The sequence below is a fragment of the Streptomyces sp. F63 genome (assembly GCF_018070345.1).
Taxonomy (GTDB): Bacteria; Actinomycetota; Actinomycetes; order Streptomycetales; family Streptomycetaceae; genus Streptomyces.
Genome location: NZ_JAGPXX010000005.1, coordinates 195,553 through 213,578 on the forward strand (window position 1 = coordinate 195,553; position 18,026 = coordinate 213,578).

The 18,026-nt window shown below is 72.9% G+C and carries 11 protein-coding genes; 3 read left to right on the top strand and 8 right to left on the bottom strand.

Translation table 11 applies throughout. From position 1 onward, the window contains the following. Window positions 1-268: 268 nt before the first annotated feature. The 5 genes from ilvC to KBZ10_RS08290 all read right to left on the bottom strand — a co-directional run bounded on the left by ilvC (window position 269) and on the right by KBZ10_RS08290 (window position 8,262). On the bottom strand, window positions 269-1,267 hold the full coding sequence (ilvC, locus tag KBZ10_RS08270) for a ketol-acid reductoisomerase (RefSeq protein ID WP_210986850.1): 999 nt from the start codon (window positions 1,265-1,267) through the stop codon (window positions 269-271). 104 nt (window positions 1,268-1,371) lie between these two features. Beyond that, window positions 1,372-1,896 carry an acetolactate synthase small subunit gene (gene ilvN, locus KBZ10_RS08275; protein WP_030546553.1) on the bottom strand — a complete coding sequence of 175 codons (525 nt, stop codon included), beginning with the start codon at window positions 1,894-1,896 and terminating at the stop codon, window positions 1,372-1,374. A gap of 43 nt (window positions 1,897-1,939) precedes the next feature. Beyond that, entirely contained in the window at window positions 1,940-3,808 is a 1,869-nt protein-coding gene (locus KBZ10_RS08280; RefSeq protein ID WP_210986851.1) for an acetolactate synthase large subunit, read from the bottom strand. A 196-nt stretch (window positions 3,809-4,004) separates the two neighbouring features. Beyond that, complete coding sequence (locus tag KBZ10_RS08285; RefSeq protein WP_307847275.1) at window positions 4,005-6,995, bottom strand: EAL domain-containing protein; 2,991 nt, start codon at window positions 6,993-6,995, stop codon at window positions 4,005-4,007. Window positions 6,996-7,323: 328 nt separating this feature from the next. Continuing rightward, window positions 7,324-8,262 (bottom strand): 2-hydroxyacid dehydrogenase, encoded by a 939-nt coding sequence (locus tag KBZ10_RS08290; RefSeq protein ID WP_210986853.1) that lies wholly within the window; start codon window positions 8,260-8,262, stop codon window positions 7,324-7,326. A 141-nt stretch (window positions 8,263-8,403) separates the two neighbouring features. On the opposite strand from KBZ10_RS08290, the gene KBZ10_RS08295 reads away from it, so the two are divergent. The 3 genes from KBZ10_RS08295 to KBZ10_RS08305 all read left to right on the top strand — a co-directional run bounded on the left by KBZ10_RS08295 (window position 8,404) and on the right by KBZ10_RS08305 (window position 11,217). Then, complete coding sequence (locus KBZ10_RS08295; protein WP_210986854.1) at window positions 8,404-9,501, top strand: aldo/keto reductase; 1,098 nt, start codon at window positions 8,404-8,406, stop codon at window positions 9,499-9,501. Between the two features lie 195 nt (window positions 9,502-9,696). Beyond that, a complete protein-coding gene (locus tag KBZ10_RS08300; RefSeq protein ID WP_307847276.1) occupies window positions 9,697-10,839 on the top strand; it encodes a PQQ-dependent sugar dehydrogenase in 1,143 nt (380 codons plus the stop codon). A gap of 204 nt (window positions 10,840-11,043) precedes the next feature. Beyond that, window positions 11,044-11,217 (top strand): DUF6191 domain-containing protein, encoded by a 174-nt coding sequence (locus KBZ10_RS08305; RefSeq protein WP_210986856.1) that lies wholly within the window; start codon window positions 11,044-11,046, stop codon window positions 11,215-11,217. 220 nt (window positions 11,218-11,437) lie between these two features. On the opposite strand, the gene KBZ10_RS08310 is transcribed toward KBZ10_RS08305, so the two are convergent. From KBZ10_RS08310 to gatB, 3 genes are all read right to left on the bottom strand, one after another. Continuing rightward, window positions 11,438-13,804, bottom strand: a complete 2,367-nt coding sequence (locus tag KBZ10_RS08310; protein WP_210986857.1) for an MMPL family transporter — start codon at window positions 13,802-13,804, stop codon at window positions 11,438-11,440. A 316-nt stretch (window positions 13,805-14,120) separates the two neighbouring features. After that, complete coding sequence (locus KBZ10_RS08315) at window positions 14,121-16,217, bottom strand: phosphocholine-specific phospholipase C (RefSeq protein WP_210986858.1); 2,097 nt, start codon at window positions 16,215-16,217, stop codon at window positions 14,121-14,123. 290 nt (window positions 16,218-16,507) lie between these two features. Further along, the gene (gatB, locus tag KBZ10_RS08320; RefSeq protein ID WP_210986859.1) at window positions 16,508-18,016 is read right to left on the bottom strand and encodes an Asp-tRNA(Asn)/Glu-tRNA(Gln) amidotransferase subunit GatB; all 1,509 of its coding nucleotides are present in this window, start codon (window positions 18,014-18,016) and stop codon (window positions 16,508-16,510) included. Window positions 18,017-18,026 lie beyond the last annotated feature (10 nt).

Consider the following 18,026-nt stretch of genomic DNA (forward strand, 5'->3'; position numbering starts at 1 on the left):
GACGCGCTTGTTCTTGCAGTGTATCCGCGTGCGGGGATGCGCCCCGCGCCTCCACGAAAGATCCCCGGGAAGGAGTCTGCCTTCTCCGGAACGGTCGTGTGGCAGGTTTGGCGGCGTCCGTCCGGCGTATCGGGCCAGGAGGGCCGGACGGTTCCGGACGGGGTTCCGGACGGGACCGCGGTGACGGGCCCCGCCCGGAGCCGGTGCCGCCGGCGGGCGGGGCCACAGCTCGGGCCCGCCCGCCCGGAGGCACCGCGCCGGGACGGCGTCAGGCCTGCTCGTCGACCCAGCTCATCAGCTTGCGGAGCTCCTTGCCGGTGGTCTCCAGCTTGTGGCCGGCGTCGGCCTTCTTGTACTCGTTGTACTTCGGGAGACCGGAGTGGTACTCGTCCATCCACGTCTTGGCGAAGGTGCCGTCCTGGATCTCGGCCAGGACCTTCTTCATCTCGGCCTTGGTGTTGTCGTTGATGATGCGGGGGCCGGTGACGTAGTCCCCCCACTCGGCGGTCTCGGAGACCGACCAGCGCATCTTCTCCAGACCGCCCTCGTACATGAGGTCCACGATGAGCTTCAGCTCGTGCAGGCACTCGAAGTACGCGATCTCCGGCTGGTAGCCCGCCTCGACCAGGGTCTCGAAGCCCGCCTTGACCAGCGCGGAGGCGCCGCCGCAGAGGACGGCCTGCTCGCCGAAGAGGTCGGTCTCGGTCTCCTCGGTGAAGGTCGTCTTGATGACGCCGGCGCGGGTGCCGCCGATGCCCTTGGCGTAGGACAGGGCCAGCGCGAAGGCGTTGCCGGTGGCGTCCTGCTCGACGGCCGCGATGCACGGCACGCCGCGGCCCTCCTCGTACTGGCGGCGGACGAGGTGGCCGGGGCCCTTCGGGGCGACCATGCACACGTCGACACCGGCCGGGGGCTTGATGAAGCCGAAGCGGATGTTGAAACCGTGCCCGAAGAAGAGCGCGTCGCCGTCCTTGAGGTTGTCCTTGACGGACTCCTCGTAGACCTTGGACTGGATCGGGTCCGGGACCAGGATCATGATGACGTCGGCCTCGGCGGCGGCCTCCGCGGGGGTCACCACGCGCAGTCCCTGCTCCTCGGCCTTCGTCCGGGACTTCGAGCCCTCGGGAAGGCCGACGCGGACATCGACGCCCGAGTCGCGCAGCGACAGCGCGTGGGCGTGGCCCTGGCTGCCGTACCCCAGGACCGCGACCTTGCGGCCCTGGATGATGGAGAGGTCGGCGTCGTCGTCGTAGAACAGCTCGGCCACTTCGGGTATCTCCTTGATCGTCTTGCGTTCCCCCGCGCTCGCGGGGGAACCGCAGTGTGCGCCCCACCGTATGCCGGTGGGCGGCGGATGGTCGGGGGGTCTCGCTATGCGGATCGGTCCAGCGCGCGCAGCGACCGGTCGGTGATGGAGCGGGCGCCGCGGCCGATCGCGATGGTGCCGGACTGGACCAGTTCCTTGATGCCGTAGGGCTCCAGCATCTTGAGCATGGCCTCCAGCTTGTCACTGCTGCCGGTGGCCTCGATGGTGACCGCCTCCGGGGAGACGTCGACGGTCTTGGCGCGGAAGAGCTGGACGATCTCCACGATCTGGGAGCGGGTCTCGTTGTCGGCGCGGACCTTCACCAGAACGAGTTCCCGCTGAACGGCGGACCCGGGCTCCAGTTCGACGATCTTCAGCACATTGACGAGTTTGTTGAGCTGCTTGGTGACCTGCTCCAGCGGCAGCGACTCGACGTTCACCACGATGGTGATACGGGAGATGTCGGGGTGCTCGGTGACGCCGACGGCCAGGGAGTCGATGTTGAACCCGCGGCGGGAGAACAGCGCGGCGATCCGGGCCAGGATGCCGGGGGTGTTCTCCACCAGGACGGAGAGCGTGTGCTTGGTCATGGGGCTGGGTCTCTCTTCTTCTGTCGCGTCTCGCGTCCGGGGCTCAGTCGTCTTCGCTGTCGCCGAAGTCGGGGCGGACCCCGCGCGCCGCCATGACCTCGTCGTTCGAGGTGCCGGCCGCGACCATGGGCCAGACCATCGCGTCCTCGTGGACGATGAAGTCCACGACGACGGGGCGGTCGTTGATGGAGTTCGCCTTCTCGATGACCGCGTCGAGCTGCTCCGGGTCCTCGCAGCGCAGCCCGACACAGCCCATGGCCTCGGAGAGCTTCACGAAGTCGGGGACCCGGGTGCCCTGGGAGGCCGCCGGGCTCTCACCGGGCGGCACGGGACCGGAGTGCAGCACGGTGTTCGAGTAACGCTGGTTGTAGAAGAGGGTCTGCCACTGGCGGACCATCCCCAGGGCGCCGTTGTTGATGATCGCGACCTTGATCGGGATGTTGTTGAGCGCGCAGGTGGCCAGTTCCTGGTTGGTCATCTGGAAGCAGCCGTCGCCGTCGATCGCCCACACGGTGGCGTCGGGCCGCCCCGCCTTGGCTCCCATGGCGGCGGGGACGGCGTAGCCCATGGTTCCGGCGCCACCGGAGTTGAGCCAGGTGGACGGCCGCTCGTACTTGATGAAGTGGGACGCCCACATCTGGTGCTGGCCGACGCCCGCGGCGTAGACCGTGTTGTCGGGGGCGAGCTCGCCGATGCGCTGGATGACCTGCTGCGGCGAGAGGGTGCCGTCCTCGGGCAGGTCGTAGCCCAGCGGGTAGGTCTCGCGCCAGCGGTTGAGGCTGTCCCACCAGTCGCGGTAGTCGCCCTTGCGGCCCTCGTCGTGCTCGGCCTGGACCGCGACGACCAGGTCGGCGATGACCTCGCGGGCGTCACCGACGATCGGGACGTCCGCCGTCCGGTTCTTGCCGATCTCGGCCGGGTCGATGTCCGCGTGCACGACCTTGGCGAAGGGGGCGAAGGAGTCCAGCTTGCCGGTCACGCGGTCGTCGAAGCGGGCACCGAGGGCGACGATCAGGTCGGCCTTCTGCAGTGCGGTGACGGCGGTGACCGAGCCGTGCATGCCGGGCATGCCGACGTGGAGCGGGTGGCTGTCGGGGAACGAGCCGAGGGCCATCAGGGTGGTGGTGACCGGGGCGCCGGTGAGCTCGGCGAGCACCCGCAGCTCCGCGGTGGCCCGCGCCTTCATCACGCCGCCGCCGACGTACAGCACCGGGCGCCGGGCCTGGGTGATCAGCTTGGCCGCCTCCCGGATCTGCTTGGCGTGCGGCTTGGTGACGGGGCGGTAGCCGGGCAGGTCGACCGCCGGCGGCCAGGTGAAGGTGGTCCTGGCCTGCAGCGCGTCCTTGGCGATGTCGACCAGCACCGGGCCGGGCCGGCCGCTGGCCGCGATGTGGAACGCCTCGGCGATGGTGCGGGGGATCTCGGCGGCGTCGGTGACCAGGAAGTTGTGCTTGGTGATCGGCATGGTGATGCCGCAGATGTCCGCCTCCTGGAAGGCGTCCGTGCCGATCGCCCGGGAGGCGACCTGGCCGGTGATGGCGACCATGGGGACGGAGTCCATGTGGGCGTCCGCGATCGGCGTGACCAGGTTGGTCGCCCCCGGTCCGGAGGTGGCCATGCAGACTCCGACCTTGCCGGTGGCCTGTGCGTAGCCGGTGGCGGCGTGGCCGGCACCCTGCTCGTGGCGGACCAGCACATGACGGACCTTGGACGAATCCATCAGCGGGTCGTAGGCCGGCAGGATCGCACCGCCCGGAATGCCGAAGACGGTGTCGGCGCCGACTTCCTCAAGAGAGCGGATGAGGGACTGCGCGCCCGTGACGTCCCTCTCGACGGTGGCGGACCCGTGTCCGCCGCTACGGGCCCGTGGCTGAGGATGCGGGGGCCCGGATGCCTGCTCGGTCATCGGCATTCTCTTTCAGAGATGGTTCTGTGTGGGTTTGTGGTCACCAGTGCAACAAAAAACCCCCCGTGCCGTGAGGCAAGCGAGGGGAGCGCGCCGGTGTGTTCAGCAGGGCGTGAAAGGACCTGCTTCAGCCGACGCGCTGTCCAAGTACGAAAATTCGGGTGCGCATGGCTCCGACTTTCTCCCCGGCCCGGTAGGGGTGTCAAGCGGGTGGGACCGACGTCTCACTATTCGAGCGCAGCGCCGGACCGGGCAGGGCCGGTCCGGGAAGCGCCGCACCGGGCACCGTGCCACGGGCCGTCTCCCAGGTCTCACCGCCCAGGGCGTGCCGGGGCAGCGCCTCGCGGCCGTCCGGCACCAGGAGCGGTGGCGCGCTGCCGGCGAGCACGGCCTCCCGCAGGCCGCCCGCCTGCGGCACGGGGTAGCCGCCGCGACGGAGGGCCCGGCGCAGCCGGTGCTCGTCGAGCGGGCCGGAGAAGGCCATGCCCTGGCCGTGGGTGCAGCCCAGGGAACGCAGGGCCACCACCTGGTCGGGCCGGTCCACGCCGTCCGCAACGGTCTCCACCCCGAGGTCGGCGGCGATCCGCAGCAGCCCGGCGGTGATCTTGTGGACGCGGGCGGACTCCACCACGCTCTCGACCAGTCCGCGGTCGAGCCGGAGGATGTCCACCGGCAGCCGGCGCAGGGCGTCGATGGCCGCGTAACCGCTGCCGAAGGCGTCGAGAGCGATGCGCACACCGAGCCGGCGGAGTCCCGTGAGGCGGCGTTCCAGTTCGTCCAGCGGGGTCTTCGGGTCGCTTCCGGAGAGTTCCAGGACCAGCGCGCCCGAGGGCAGGCCGTGCCGGGCGAGAAGGGATTCCACGGTGCCCAGCGGCATGGTGCGGTCCATGAGACGGCGGGCGGACAGCCGGACGCACACCGGGACGGCGAATCCGTCGCGGTGCCGGGCGGCGGCCTGCTCCACCGCGTGCTCCAGCAGCCAGCGGCCCAGCTCGGCGCCGCGGTCGCCGCCCTTCCCGGCACCCGCCTCCGAGACCCGCAGGAACTCCGCGGGGGTGAAGAGGATGCCCTGGGCGGAGCGCCAGCGGGCCTGGGCGGCGAGGGCGGTGAGCCGGCCGCCGCCCAGCTCGACCACGGGCTGGTGGAGGAGGGCGAACTCGCCGTCGTCGAGCGCGGCGCGGAGCCGGCCGGCGAGTTCGGCCCGCCGGACCACCTCGGCCTGCATCTCCGGGGCGTACAGCTCGACCCGGTTCTTGCCGGCGGCCTTGGCGCGGTACATCGCGAGGTCGGCGTTGCGCATCAGCGCTCCGGGGGTGATCCCGGGATCGGCGAAGGCGACGCCGATGCTGGCGGCCACCCGCACCTCGGTTCCGGCGACCCGGTAGGGCTCGGAGAGGGCGACGCGGAGCCGGTCGGCGATCTCGTGGATGCGGAATTCGCAGTCGGCTCGGTCCCGGCAGCCGTCGCCGAGGATCAGTGCGGCGAACTCGTCACCGCCGAGCCGGGCGGCCGTGTCCCCGGCCCGCACGGACTCCCGGAGCCGGCGGGCGGCGTGGATGAGCAGTTCGTCCCCGGCCTGGTGGCCGATGGTGTCGTTGACCGCCTTGAATCCGTCGAGGTCGATGAAGAGGACGGCGGTGCCGGGATCGGTGCTGCGCCGGCCGCCGAGCGCGCGGCGGACCCGTTCGGTGAACAGGGCCCGGTTGGGGAGGTCGGTGAGCGGGTCGTGCTCGGCGCTGTGCCGCAACTGCGCCTGGAGACGGACGCGTTCGGTCACATCGCGGCTGTTGAAGATCAGCCCGTCCTCGTGGCGGTTGACGGTGGACTCGACGTTGAGCCAGGGACCGCCCACGGTCCGCGGCCCGCCGGCGCGGAAGCGGCACTCGATCCGGGTGGTGGGCTCGCTCTCCGGGGGCGCCGACAGCAGCCGGCCGACCTCCCGCATGACGCCGTCCGCGTCCTCGGGGTGGATCAGCGAGGAGAGCCGGGAGCCGACCAGTTCCTCCGGCTCGATGCCGTAGACGCCGGCGGCCGCGGGGCTGACGTAGCGCAGGGTGCCGCTGGGGGTGGCGATCATGATGACGTCGCTGGAGCCCTGCACCAGGGAGCGGAAGTGGCTCTCCTGGTAGGCCAGTTCCTGGGTGAGCGTGATGTTGTCCATCAGCATGATGCCCTGCCGCACGACGAGGGCGAGGACGACCGTGCAGGCCGTGAAGATCACGACCCGGTCGACGCGCCCGCCGTCGATGACGGTGTGCAGGATGCCCAGGGTGCAGACGGCCGCGGCGAGGTACGGCGTCAGAGCGGCCAGCGAACCGGCGATGGGCAGCCCGCCGGGGTACGGGACGGACCCGTCCCGCACGGCCGCGTGGGTCCGGCGCTCGCGCTCCTCCTCGGCCTTGTCCTGCCGGCCGACCCAGGGGGCATACGCGAGGAGCAGGGAACCGGCGAACCAGCCGGCGTCCAGCAACTGCCCGGAGCGGTACTCCTCGCGGAAGATGGGGGAGGTGAAGAGCGCGTCGCACAGCACCGTCAGCGCGAGGGCGGCGATGGCGGTGTTGATCGCGCTGCGGTTGGCGGAGGACCGCCGGAAGTGCAGCACCAGCACCATGCTCACCAGCGCGATGTCGAGCAGCGGGTAGGCGAGGGAGAGGGCGGTCTGCGCCACTCCCTCGCCCCGTCCGTCCGCCGTGTGCGCCAGCGCGAGGCTCCAGGAGAGCGTGAGCAGGGAGCCGCCGATGAGCCAGGCGTCCAGGCCCAGGCAGATCCAGCGCGCGCGGGTCACCGGCCGTTTGGCCAGGACCAGCAGGCCGATGATGGCGGGCGGCGCGAAGAGCAGGAAACAGAAGTCCGCGGCGGACGGCTCGGGCACCGGCCGGCGCAGCACCACCTCGTACCAGCCCCAGACGAAGTTCCCCGCTGCGGCCATCGAGGAGGAGAGCGCGAACAGCAGCCAGGCCGGGCGCTGGCAGGGGCGGACGCGGGCGTAGGCGAAGCAGGACACGGCGGCGGCGAGGGCCGCGGCACTGAGACCGAAGTCCCCCATGATCAGGGCGATGGTCCGGGAGCCCCAGCCGAGGGCCGCCCCCGCGGTGTACCCCGCACAGGCGGTGGCCAGCAGGAGCTGGGGGAGGAGGCTCCTCCGGAAGCCGGTGGCCGCGCGCCCCGGGACCACCGCCCCCTGGGCGCTCACCGGACCGCCCGCGGCGGTGCGGTGCGGCGTTGCCGTCTGCGCACGGGGGCCTGCGGTACCGGTCGCCGCCGGCGTCCGGTCCCCGCCTTCTCGCTCTTCCATCGGCCGCGCATCGCCGTCGCCCCCCTTGAGTCACGGTCCTTCGCCGTGCCGTCGTTCACTTCGCGGCACGGTCCCCGGTCGGGACGATACACCAGTCTCGTCACGCAGCGACATAGGTTACCTACGCAGCGTGACAGTTTGTCTCCTGTCAAGTACACTCCGCGCTCGAACAGAAGCACATCGTGTTCGGAAGGCGCCTCCCCCGGAGTTCGCCGGGCGGGCGCGGCTATCCCGCCTCCGCGACGACGTTCTCCAGCGGCTCGCCGGCGGCGAACCGCTCCAGCTGGTTCCGCAGCAGCCGCCGGGCACGGGGCAGGAAGGCGGACGTCGGTCCGCCGACGTGCGGGGTGATGAGCACCCCCGGAACCCGCCACAGGGGATGACCTGCGGGCAGCGGTTCGGGATCGGTGACGTCGAGGGCGGCGGACAGCCGGCCCGAGGCGGTCTCGGCCAGCAGCGCGCCGGTGTCGACGACCGGGCCCCGGCCGACGTTCACGAGCAGCGCGCCGTCCTTCATCCGGGCCAGGAAACCCGCGTCCGCCAGACCACGGGTCTCGTCGGTGAGCGGGGTGACGAGGACCACCACATCGGCCTCGGGGAGCAGTTCGGGCAGTTTCTCCATCGGATGCACGGGACCGCGCGTGGTGGTGCGGGCAGAGCGCGCGACGCGTGTCACCCGCGCACACTCAAAAGGCGTGAGCCGGTCCTCGACGGCGCTGCCGATGGACCCGTAGCCCACGATCAGCACGTGCTTGTCGGCGAGCGCCGGGCGGAAGCCGGTGCGCCACTCCCCCGCGTCCTGGGCGCGGACGAAGGAGGGGATGCCGCGGAGCGAGGCCAGGGTGAGCGTGAGGGCGAGTTCGGCCGTACTGGCCTCGTGCACCCCGCGGGCGTTGCACAGCAGGGTGCCGGGCGGCAGCCCGGGCAGGGCCGGCAGCACGTGGTCGGTGCCCGCGGTCAGGGTCTGGACGACGCGGAGGGAGGTCATCTCCTTCAGCGGCCGGACGCAGGTCTCCGGGCTCTTCATGTACGGGACCCCGTAGAAGACGCAGCGGGCGGGGTCTCCGGGAAAGCGGGCCCCGCCCTCCCAGTGGAGGTAGGTGAACGTCCCGGGGAGGCCGTCGATCTCGGCGGGCGGTACGGGCAGCCACACGTCGGAAGTCATGGCCAGGAGCCTAGGCGACGGCGCGGGGACGGCAGAGGTTACTGTGCTGCGGGGGCGGTCGGCCCCTGGCCACGGACACAGACCACGGCCCCTCCCCCGGCGGGGCGGGCCGTGCGGGGCCCAGGAGGGGTGCGGAACCAGGTGGAGCGCAGGACGATCGGCGCGGGGGCGCTCTCGGTGGGGTCCGTGGGGCTCGGCTGCATGCCGATGAGCTGGGGGTACACCAGCTCCCAGCAGAACGGGGAGAGTTCGCTGCGCGCCGCGCACGCCGCCCTGGACCGCGGCTGCACCGTCCTCGACACCGCCGACATGTACGGGCCCTTCACCAATGAGCTGCTGGTGGGGCGGGTGCTGAAGGAGCGGCGCGCGGACGCCTTCGTCTCCACCAAGTGCGGGCTGCTGGTGGGTGAGCAGCACGTCGTCGCCAACGGCCGCCCCGCGTACGTCAAGCGGGCGTGCGACGCCTCACTGCGGCGGCTGCAGACCGATGTGATCGACCTCTACCAACTGCACCGGGCGGATCCGGAGGTACCGGTCGAGGAAACCTGGGGGGCGATGGCCGAGCTGGTCTCCGCCGGCAAGGTCCGGGCGCTCGGGCTGTGCGCGGTGGGGGCGCGGGCCCCGCGGCGGCCGGAGTGGCGCGGGCAGCGGGGCCGCCGCCGGGAGCGCGGCGGCCCCGGCGTTCACGGGGTCCCGGCCGCGCCGGGTGCGACAGGGGCTCACGGGACGGCGGAGGCTCCCGGGATGCACGACGCGACGCTGCGGCAGTTGGAGCGGGTGCAGCAGGTCTTCCCGGTGAGCGCCGTCGAGGCCGAACTCTCGGTGTGGTCACGGGAGGCGCTGGCCGCGCTGCTGCCCTGGTGCGAGGCGCGGGGTGTCGGCTTCCTCGCGGCGATGCCGCTCGGCAACGGGTTCCTCACCGGCACCCTGACCCCCGGGGAGGGCTTCGAACCGGACGACGTACGGGCCCGGCACCCGCGGTTCACGGCGGAGATGATGGCCGCGAACCAGCCGATCGTGGCGGGACTGCGCCGGGTGGCCGCCCGGCACGGGGCCACCCCGGCCCAGGTGGCGCTGGCCTGGGTGCTGGCCCGCGGCCGCCATGTGGTGGCGCTGCCGGGCACCAAGCGGGAGCGCTGGGCGGTGGAGAACGCGGGGGCCTCCGGTCTCCTGCTGACCGAACGGGATCTGGCGGAGATAGCGGAGTTGCCGGCCGCGCAGGGGTCGTGGGAGGACTGACCGGCGGGGCCGTGGGGGACGGAGCGTCCGGCGCCGGGGCGTTACGGTCGGCACCGCGGCGTTATGGTCGGCACCGACGGGGAACCCCGGGGGGCGCCGGGGTGTTGAGGAGGTGTGCGGTGCGCCCGCCCGCCCCGGCCCCGCTGTACCGGATCCGACCGGAGAGGACCGCAAGCTGTGCGCCGACGCCCCGCTGTGACGACCGTTTCCGCCGCGCTGGCCGCGGCCGCGCTGGTGTTCACCGCCGGCTGCTCCTCCGGGGACGGCGGCTCCGGCGGCCGTACGGGCTCGCCGCCGGCCTCCCCGGGGGACCGGTCCGCCGGCCCCACCGCGTCCTCCTCCGCGGCGCCCGCGAAGGGTTCCGTGAAGGTGGTGGAGACCGTGGCGGAGGGCCTGGACACCCCGTGGGGCCTGGCCCCGCTGCCCGGCGGCGACCTGCTGGTCTCCTCCCGCGACACCGGCAAGATCCTCCGGATCGCGGCGGACGACGGGAAGAAGACCGAGATCGGCGCCGTCCCGGGAGTGTCCGCGGCGGGAGAGGGCGGGCTGCTCGGCATCGCCGTGCCGAAGGACGGGGAGATGGTGTACGCGTATCTCACCACCGCCTCGGACAACCGGATCGTGCGGATGCTCTACTCCCCGGATAAGCCGGAGGGACGTCAACTCGGCGCTCCGGACACGGTGTTCAAGGGCATCCCCAAGGGCGTGGTCCACAACGGCGGCCGGATCGCCTTCGGCCCGGACGGCATGCTCTGGGCGGGCACCGGGGAGAGCGGCGAGGAGGGCCTCGCGCAGGACAAGGACTCGCCCGGCGGCAAGATCCTGCGGATGACCCCCGACGGCGAGCCGGCGCGCGGCAATCCGGAGCCCGGATCGGCCGTGTACTCCTGGGGCCACCGCAATGTGCAGGGGCTGGCCTGGGACGCGGACGGCCGGCTGTGGGCCTCCGAGTTCGGGCAGCACACCTGGGACGAGCTGAACCTGATCGAGCCGGGGAGGAACTACGGCTGGCCCGAGGTGGAGGGCAAGGAGGGCGGGGAGCGCTTCACCCAGCCCGTCGAGCAGTGGCGGCCGGAGGAGGCCTCGCCGAGCGGGATCGCCGTGGCCAAGGGGTCGGTCTGGATGGCGAGCCTCCGCGGTGAGCGGCTCTGGCGGATCCCGCTGGACGGGACCCGCCCGGTGGCCGAGCCGCAGGACTTCCTGACCGGGGAGTACGGCCGGCTGCGGACCGTCGTCGCCACGGACGACGGTGACCTGTGGCTGGTGACCAGCGAGACCGACGGTCGCGGCTCCCCCGGGAAGGACGACGACCGGATCCTCCGGCTGAAGGTCTCCTGACGGTTCCCGGCCGTACCGCTCCGCCGCTCCCCGGACTCGCGGCACCGGGTCTCGGGCCGGGCCGGGGCCGGGCCGGGGCCGGGCGGCGGTGACGGCCGTACGGGCGGTAGATCGCGGACGGTGCGCGGCAGGGCTGGGTCGGTCCCTCCGGGGCAGGCTGCGGACGGAGACACTCCGAGCGGGACCGACGATGGGGAGGCGCTGATGTTCAACGCCCTCGAAGAACTCTTCACACCCGGCCGGGCGCACACCGAGGAGGAGCACAACCGCCTCGAACTGGTCGTCCAGGACACCGGGGACTCCGATCCCGGCCGGGGGCCGGTGGACCTTGCCTCCGGCCGGGTGCTGATCCGGCCGCCCCGGAGCGGTACGGCCTGAGCCACGCCCGCCCCCGTCGGCGGACGGGCTCCGGGCCGGGCTCCGCGAAGATCCGCATACGGTGCGCAAAGGCCGCCGCCTCGCCGCGCCCGGACACCCTCAGCTTCGAAGGGGCGCAGCGGATGGCGGCGGTGTCGGAACGCTGCCCGATCTTCGCCGGGTCCGGGGCCTCAGGACCCGCGGCCCGGCGGGCCCCCTCGGCGGGGTCCGCCGCCCGCGCCTAGGGCATCGTTCCGGGTGCCGCGGCCCGGGCGGCCGCGGAGGTCCTCCCGGCGGGCGCGGGAGCGGCCGTGTCGGCCGGGTGCCGCGGTCCGGGGATGGCGGGTGCCGGCGGGGTCTCGGGGGCGCCGGGCTCGCCGGGCTTCCCGGGCTCGTCCCCGCCGGGCCCGCCGGGGCGGTCCGGCCCGGCCGGACCGCCCGGCTCGTCCTCCGCGGGCTCCCCGCCGTCCGGCGCCTCGATGCTGATGCGGGGCAGGACGCGGTCCAGCCACCGCAGCAGCCACCAGTTGACGCCGCCGAGCAGATGCATGAGCGCCGGCACGAGCAGGGTGCGCAGGACGAAGGCGTCCAGGGCGACGGCCGCGGCGAGCCCGATGCCGAACATCGCGATGATCCGGTCGCCGGTGAGGACGAAGGCCCCGAAGACGGCGATCATGATGACGGCCGCGGAGTTGATCACCCGGCTGGTCTCGGCGAGGCCGACCCGGACCGAGCGGCGGTTGTCGCCGGTCCGCCGCCACTCCTCGTACATCCGGCTGACGAGGAAGACCTGGTAGTCCATGGAGAGTCCGAAGAGCACCGAGACCATGATCACCGGCAGGAAGGGCTCGATCGGCCCGCCGGCGCCGAGACCCAGCGGCTCGCTCCCCCAGCCCCACTGGAACACGGCGGTGACGATGCCCAGTGCGGAGGTGACGGCCATCACGTTCATCAGGGCCGCCTTCAGCGGTATGCCGATGCTGCGGAAGGCGAGGAGCAGCAGCAGGCTGCCGGAGGCGATGACGGTGCCGATGAAGAGCGGCAGCTTGGCCGTGATGACGGAGGCGAAGTCGTCGTAGCCGGCCGTGGGGCCGCCGACGTGGGTGCGCAGGCCGGTGCCCTCCTGCGCCTCGGGCAGGACGTCGCCGCGGAGCCGCTCGACGAGTTCGGAGGTGGCGGTGTCCTGCGGGGAGGTGTCGGGGACGACGGTGATGACGCCCGTGCCGCCGTCGCGGTCGGTGGTCGCGCCGGTGACGGCGGCGACGCCGTCGGTGGCCCGCAGTGCGCCGGGCAGCTTGTCGAAGGCGGCCCGGTCGGCCGGGCCGCCGATCTCGGAGACCAGGGTCAGCGGGCCGTTGGTGCCCGGGCCGAAACCGTCGGCGAGCAGGTCGTACGCCTGCCGGGTGGTGGAGCCCGCCGGGTGGTTGCCCTGGTCCGAGGTGCCGAGATGGAGTCCCAGCGCGGGCAGCGCCAGGACCGCCATGACGGCGACCGCCACGGCGCCGAGGATCCGCGGGTGCCGTTCGACGAAGGCGGACCAGCGGACGGCGAACCCGGTGCTCCGCTCCGGCTCGGGACCGTGCGCGGCGAGCCGGCGGCGCTCGCGGCGGCTCAGCGCACGGGGGCCGATCACCGTGAGCAGGGCGGGGAGCAGGGTGACCGAGGCGGCCACGGCCAGCAGGACGGTCAGCGACGCCGCGACCGCCACGCCGTTCAGGAAGTCCAGCCGTAGCACGAGCATGCCCAGCAGCGCGATGAAGACCGTGCCGCCCGCGAAGACGACCGCCCGCCCCGAGGTGGCCGTCGCGCGGACGGCGGCCTCGGTGACGGACAGCCCCTGCCGCAGGCCCCGGCGGTGCCGGGTGACGATGAACAGCGCGTAGTCGATGCCGACGCCCAGGCCGACCAGCATGCCCAGCATGGGGGCGAAGTCGGCGACCGGCATCAGATGGCCGAGGAGGCCGATGCCCAGATAGCCGGTGCCGACGCTGACGAGGGCGGTCGCCAGGGGCAGGGCCGTCGCGGCGAGCGAGCCGAAGGCCAGGAGGAGGACGACGGCGGCCACCACCAGCCCCGCGATCTCGGCGGTGTGGCCGAGGTTCTTGCCCGGCTGTCCGAGCGCGGAACCGCCCGCCTCGACCCGGAGGCCGTCGCCCTCGGCGGCCTGTGCGGTCTCCACCAGCTTGGCGGCCTGCGCCGTACCGGCGTCGCCGGGGGCGGCCTCGAAGCCGACGGTGGCGTAGGCGGTGCTGCCGTCGGCGCTGATCCGGCCGGTGCCGCCGGGTCCGTACGGGCCGGCGACCGAGGTGACCCCGGGGAGGTCCGCGATCTCGTCGAGGGTCCCGGTCATCCGGTCCTGGACGGCCTCCGCCCGTACGGTGCCGCGGTCGGTGTGCCAGACGACGGTGGCGCGGTCACCGCCCTGTCCCGGGAAGTTCTCCTCGATCAGGGCGGCGGCCCGCCCGGACTCGGTGCCCGGGACCTCGTAGTCGTCGGAGAAGGCGGCACCGGCCGCCGACGAGGCGACGGCCGTGCCGCCGAGGGCGAGAAGCCAGAGCAGGACGACGACGAGACGCCGGCGTATGCACCAGCGGGCCAGAGCGGCCATGGAAGGGAACTCCCTGGGTGCGAGGACAGCGCCTAGGGGGCGGTTACACCCCGAAAGCACCGGAAGTACGCATTCCACTATTGCGGCCCGGGGAGATCAACGGGGCTTCTGGTGCCGCACGTCACAGCACCGGACATGACCCGGCTCACAGCGCCGGTCCCGGGGCGGGGCCCGGGGACGGCCGTCCGGGGCCCCGCCCCGGGCTCCGGCAGGATCGGTGCCGGAGCCCGGGGCCGGACCGGGGCCGCCGCGGTGCGGAACCGCTCTCCCCGGGCTCTCCCCGGGCTCCCGCCGGGCTCCCGCCGGGCGGTACCGCTCAGCCGGAGACGCTCGGCCGCCCGTTCTCGATGTGGCCCATCAGCCGCCGGCGGAAACCGGGGACGGCCGGCGCGGTGACCTCCAGGTCGTACCACCCGTGGGCAGCGGCGGCCGAGTGCACCACGGTGCGGCGGCGGCCGGGCTTCACCGCGACCTCCCGGACCCGCCCGCGCCGGTCGTCCTCACCGGCGTAGCCCAGCGGGCGGACGGTGAACGTGATCGTCTCCTCCCCGGTGTTGATCAGCGTCAGACGGATCCGGCGGCCGTCCGCGCCGATCCGGGACTCGACCTCGGCACCGCCGGCCGCCGCCCCCGCGAACTCGCGGCGGAAGCCGTTCGGGCCGGTGACCGTGAACCGGTAGCGCTCGCCGGCCAGCGGCACGCTCCAGCGCTCCTCGCCCTTCACGTCCCGGTGCTGGGGAGCCGCGTACTCGCCCGCGTACGGGTAGAGCGCGAAGTGCGCGCTGGAGCGCCCGCTGTTCGACAGCAGCAGGCGGAAGACCCGGCCGTCGGCCCTCCCGTACGCGTCCGGCTGGTACGGCAGCGGACGGGCGGGCCGCCGCCCCGGCTCCTGCACCGGCATCTTCTGCTCCGCCGGCGGGGCCGGCCGCCAGCGGCCGGTGAACGGCGGGATCGGCCCCGGCTGCTCCACGCCGGGCTGCCGGCGCCCGCGCGTGAAGTCGAAGGCGGAGGTCAGGTCGCCGGTGACGGTGCGGCGCCACGGCGTGATGTTGGGTTCGGCGACGCCCGTCCACTGCTCCAGGAATCGGATCACCGAGGTGTGGTCGAAGACCTCGGAGCACACGTAGCCGCCCACGGACCACGGGGAGATCACCAGCATCGGGACCCGGATGCCGAGGCCGGTGGGCTTGCCCTGGTAGGTCTCGTCCGTGTTCCCCTCCGGCGGGACGGGCGGCGGGACGTGGTCGAAGAAGCCGTCGTTCTCGTCGTAGTTGATCAGTACGGCGGTGTGCCGCCACACCTCGGGGTGGGAGGCCAGGGCGTCGAGCACCTTGTACACGAGCGTGGCGCTGGCGACCGGCGAGGAGGCACCGGGGTGCTCGGAGTCCAGGGCGCTGGGCACCAGGTAGGACACCTTGGGCAGCCGGCCCGCCGCCACATCGGCGCGGAAGGTCTCGGCGAGGGTGCCGGTGGGCCGGCGGCGCAGCGCCCGTTCGAAGAGGCGCCGCTCCGCGGGGGTGAGGGCGGCGACACCCTCGTCGAGCGCGGCGAGCAGCCGCTCGCGCTCGGCGGTGTCCGTGGTGTCGCGGACCTTCGCGTAGAAGGCCTCCATGTAGGAGAAGTCGCCGGCCTTGGCGAGGGCCTTGCGGGCGATCGCCTTGAAGGAGGTGAAGAACTCCAGGTTGTTGTCGGTGAAGTTCTCCCACTCCTGGTAGGTCTGCCAGCTCACGCCGGCCTTTTCCAGCCGCTCCGCGTACGTCGTCCAGCCGTAGCCCGGGTGGGTGCCCTCGGCGTAGGCGTCGTTGCCGACGGCGCGCCGCCCGTCCGCCTCCGAGCCGGTCCACCCGCTGACGAGGTGGTTGCGGTTGGGACTGGTCGAGGTGTGGACCGAGGAGTGGTAGGCGTCGCAGATCGTGAACGTGTCCGCCAGTTCGTAGTGCAGCGGGATGTCACGGCGGTCGTAATAGGCCATGGTCGCCGCGGTCTTCGCGGTGACCCAGTTGTTCATCCAGCCGTTGTTCCAGGCCTTGGCGCCGCCGGACCAGCTGTGGTCGAGGTCGCCGATGTACTGGAGGTCCTTGCGCTGGGTCTCGGCCGCCTCCCGCACCGGGAACGGCAGGACCTCCCCGCGCAGCGGGTCGGGCTGCTCGAAGACGGATTTGCCCGAGGGCAGTTCCAGGGCGTTGCGGTCCCCGAAGCCCCGTACACCGCGCAGGGTTCCGAAGTAGTGGTCGAAGGACCGGTTCTCCTGCATCAGCACCACGACGTGCTTGATGGCGCGCATCCCCCCGGACGGGGGCTCCGCCGCCAGCGCCGTCTGCAGGGACGGCGGCAACAGCGATCCGGTTGCCGCGGCGCCGATCGCGCCACCGCCCACGGCCAGCAGCCGTCGCCTTGAGATGTCCGTGGCCATCTGAGCCTCCTGTGTCCGAAAGTCGTCGTCGGGAAGCTAATGAGGCTGCATGTCCGCAGGGGGGCGGGCCGCTGACATCACAGCGAACGTCCGGATTTCGACGGTCCCCCGCCGCTGTGCGGTTCACCGCGTCCCGTCCCGCCACGCCCGGCACCCGGCACCGTGAAGCGCCCGGACGCGCGCCGGGACGGGACACGAAACGGCCGGGGCCGGCTCCCGGGTGGGAGCCGGCCCCGGCCGTACGGGCCGTGCCGGGTCGGGTTGCGCCGGGCCGGGCCGGGTCGTGAGGGTCAGCCCTCGACGCCCAGCTTCTCCAGGATCAGTTCACGGACCCGCGCCGCGTCCGCCTGGCCCCGGGTGGCCTTCATGACCGCGCCGACCAGCGCGCCCGCCGCCGCGACCTTGCCGCCGCGGATCTTCTCCGCGATGGCCGCGTTGCCCGCGATGGCCTCGTCGACGGCCGCGCCGAGCGCGCCCTCGTCGGAGACGACCTTCAGGCCGCGCTTCTCGACGACCGTGTCCGGATCACCCTCGCCGGCCAGTACGCCCTCGATGACCTGGCGGGCCAGCTTGTCGTTGAGCGAGCCCTCCGCGACGAGCGCCGTGATCCGGGCGACCTGCTCCGGGGTGATCGGCAGCGCCGCCGGCTCGACGCCGTCCTCGTTGGCCCGGCGCGCCAGCTCGCCCATCCACCACTTGCGGGCCTGGTCGGCCGGGGCGCCCGCCTCGATCGTGGCCAGGATCGGGCCGATCGCGCCGGCGTTGAGCACCGACCGCATCTCGTGGTCGTTCAGACCCCACTCGGCCTTGAGCCGCTGCCGCCGCAGCCGCGGCAGCTCGGGCAGGCCGGCCCGCAGCTCCTCGATCCACTCCCTCGCCGGGGCGATCGGCACCAGGTCGGGCTCGGGGAAGTAGCGGTAGTCCTCCGCCTCCTCCTTCACCCGGCCGGGGGTCGTGGAGCCGTCGTCCTCGTGGAAGTGGCGGGTCTCCTGGACGATCGTGCCGCCGGCGGAGAGCACCGCGGCGTGCCGCTGGATCTCGAACCGGGCGGCACGCTCGACGCTGCGCAGCGAGTTGACGTTCTTCGTCTCGGAGCGGGTGCCGAAGGTCCCGGTGCCGTGCGGGCGCAGCGACAGGTTGACGTCGCAGCGCATCTGGCCCATCTCCATCCGGGCCTCGGAGACACCGAGGGCCCGGATCAGCTCGCGCAGCTCGGCGACGTACGCCTTGGCGACCTCGGGGGCCCGCGCGCCGGCGCCCTCGATCGGCTTGGTGACGATCTCGATCAGCGGGATACCGGCCCGGTTGTAGTCGAGGAGGGAGTGGACGGCTCCGTGGATGCGGCCGGTCGCACCGCCGACGTGGAGGGACTTGCCGGTGTCCTCCTCCATGTGGGCGCGCTCGATCTCCACCCGGAAGACCTCGCCGTCCTCCAGTTCGACGTCCAGATAGCCGTTGAAGGCGATCGGCTCGTCGTACTGGGAGGTCTGGAAGTTCTTCGGCATGTCCGGATAGAAGTAGTTCTTCCGGGCGAAGCGGCACCAGGGGGCGATCTCGCAGTGAAGCGCGAGGCCGATCCGGACGGCCGACTCGACACCCGTCGCGTTGACGACGGGCAGCGCGCCGGGCAGGCCGAGGCAGGTCGGGCAGGTCTGCGCGTTGGGCTCGGCGCCCAGGGCGGTGGAGCACCCGCAGAACATCTTGGTGGCGGTGCCGAGCTCGACATGGACCTCCAGGCCCATGACGGGGTCGTAGGACGCGAGGGCGTCCTCGTACGGCACCAGTTCAGTGACGGTCACGGACTCTTCC

Coding starts and splice junctions, on each gene's coding strand:
- ilvN (WP_030546553.1), bottom strand. CDS start 1,896: ATGACCAAGCACACGCTCTCCGTCCTGGTGGAGAACACCCCCGGCATC.
- KBZ10_RS08305 (WP_210986856.1), top strand. CDS start 11,044: ATGTTCAACGCCCTCGAAGAACTCTTCACACCCGGCCGGGCGCACACC.
- KBZ10_RS08310 (WP_210986857.1), bottom strand. CDS start 13,804: ATGGCCGCTCTGGCCCGCTGGTGCATACGCCGGCGTCTCGTCGTCGTC.
- KBZ10_RS08315 (WP_210986858.1), bottom strand. CDS start 16,217: ATGGCCACGGACATCTCAAGGCGACGGCTGCTGGCCGTGGGCGGTGGC.
- KBZ10_RS08280 (WP_210986851.1), bottom strand. CDS start 3,808: ATGCCGATGACCGAGCAGGCATCCGGGCCCCCGCATCCTCAGCCACGG.
- KBZ10_RS08290 (WP_210986853.1), bottom strand. CDS start 8,262: ATGACTTCCGACGTGTGGCTGCCCGTACCGCCCGCCGAGATCGACGGC.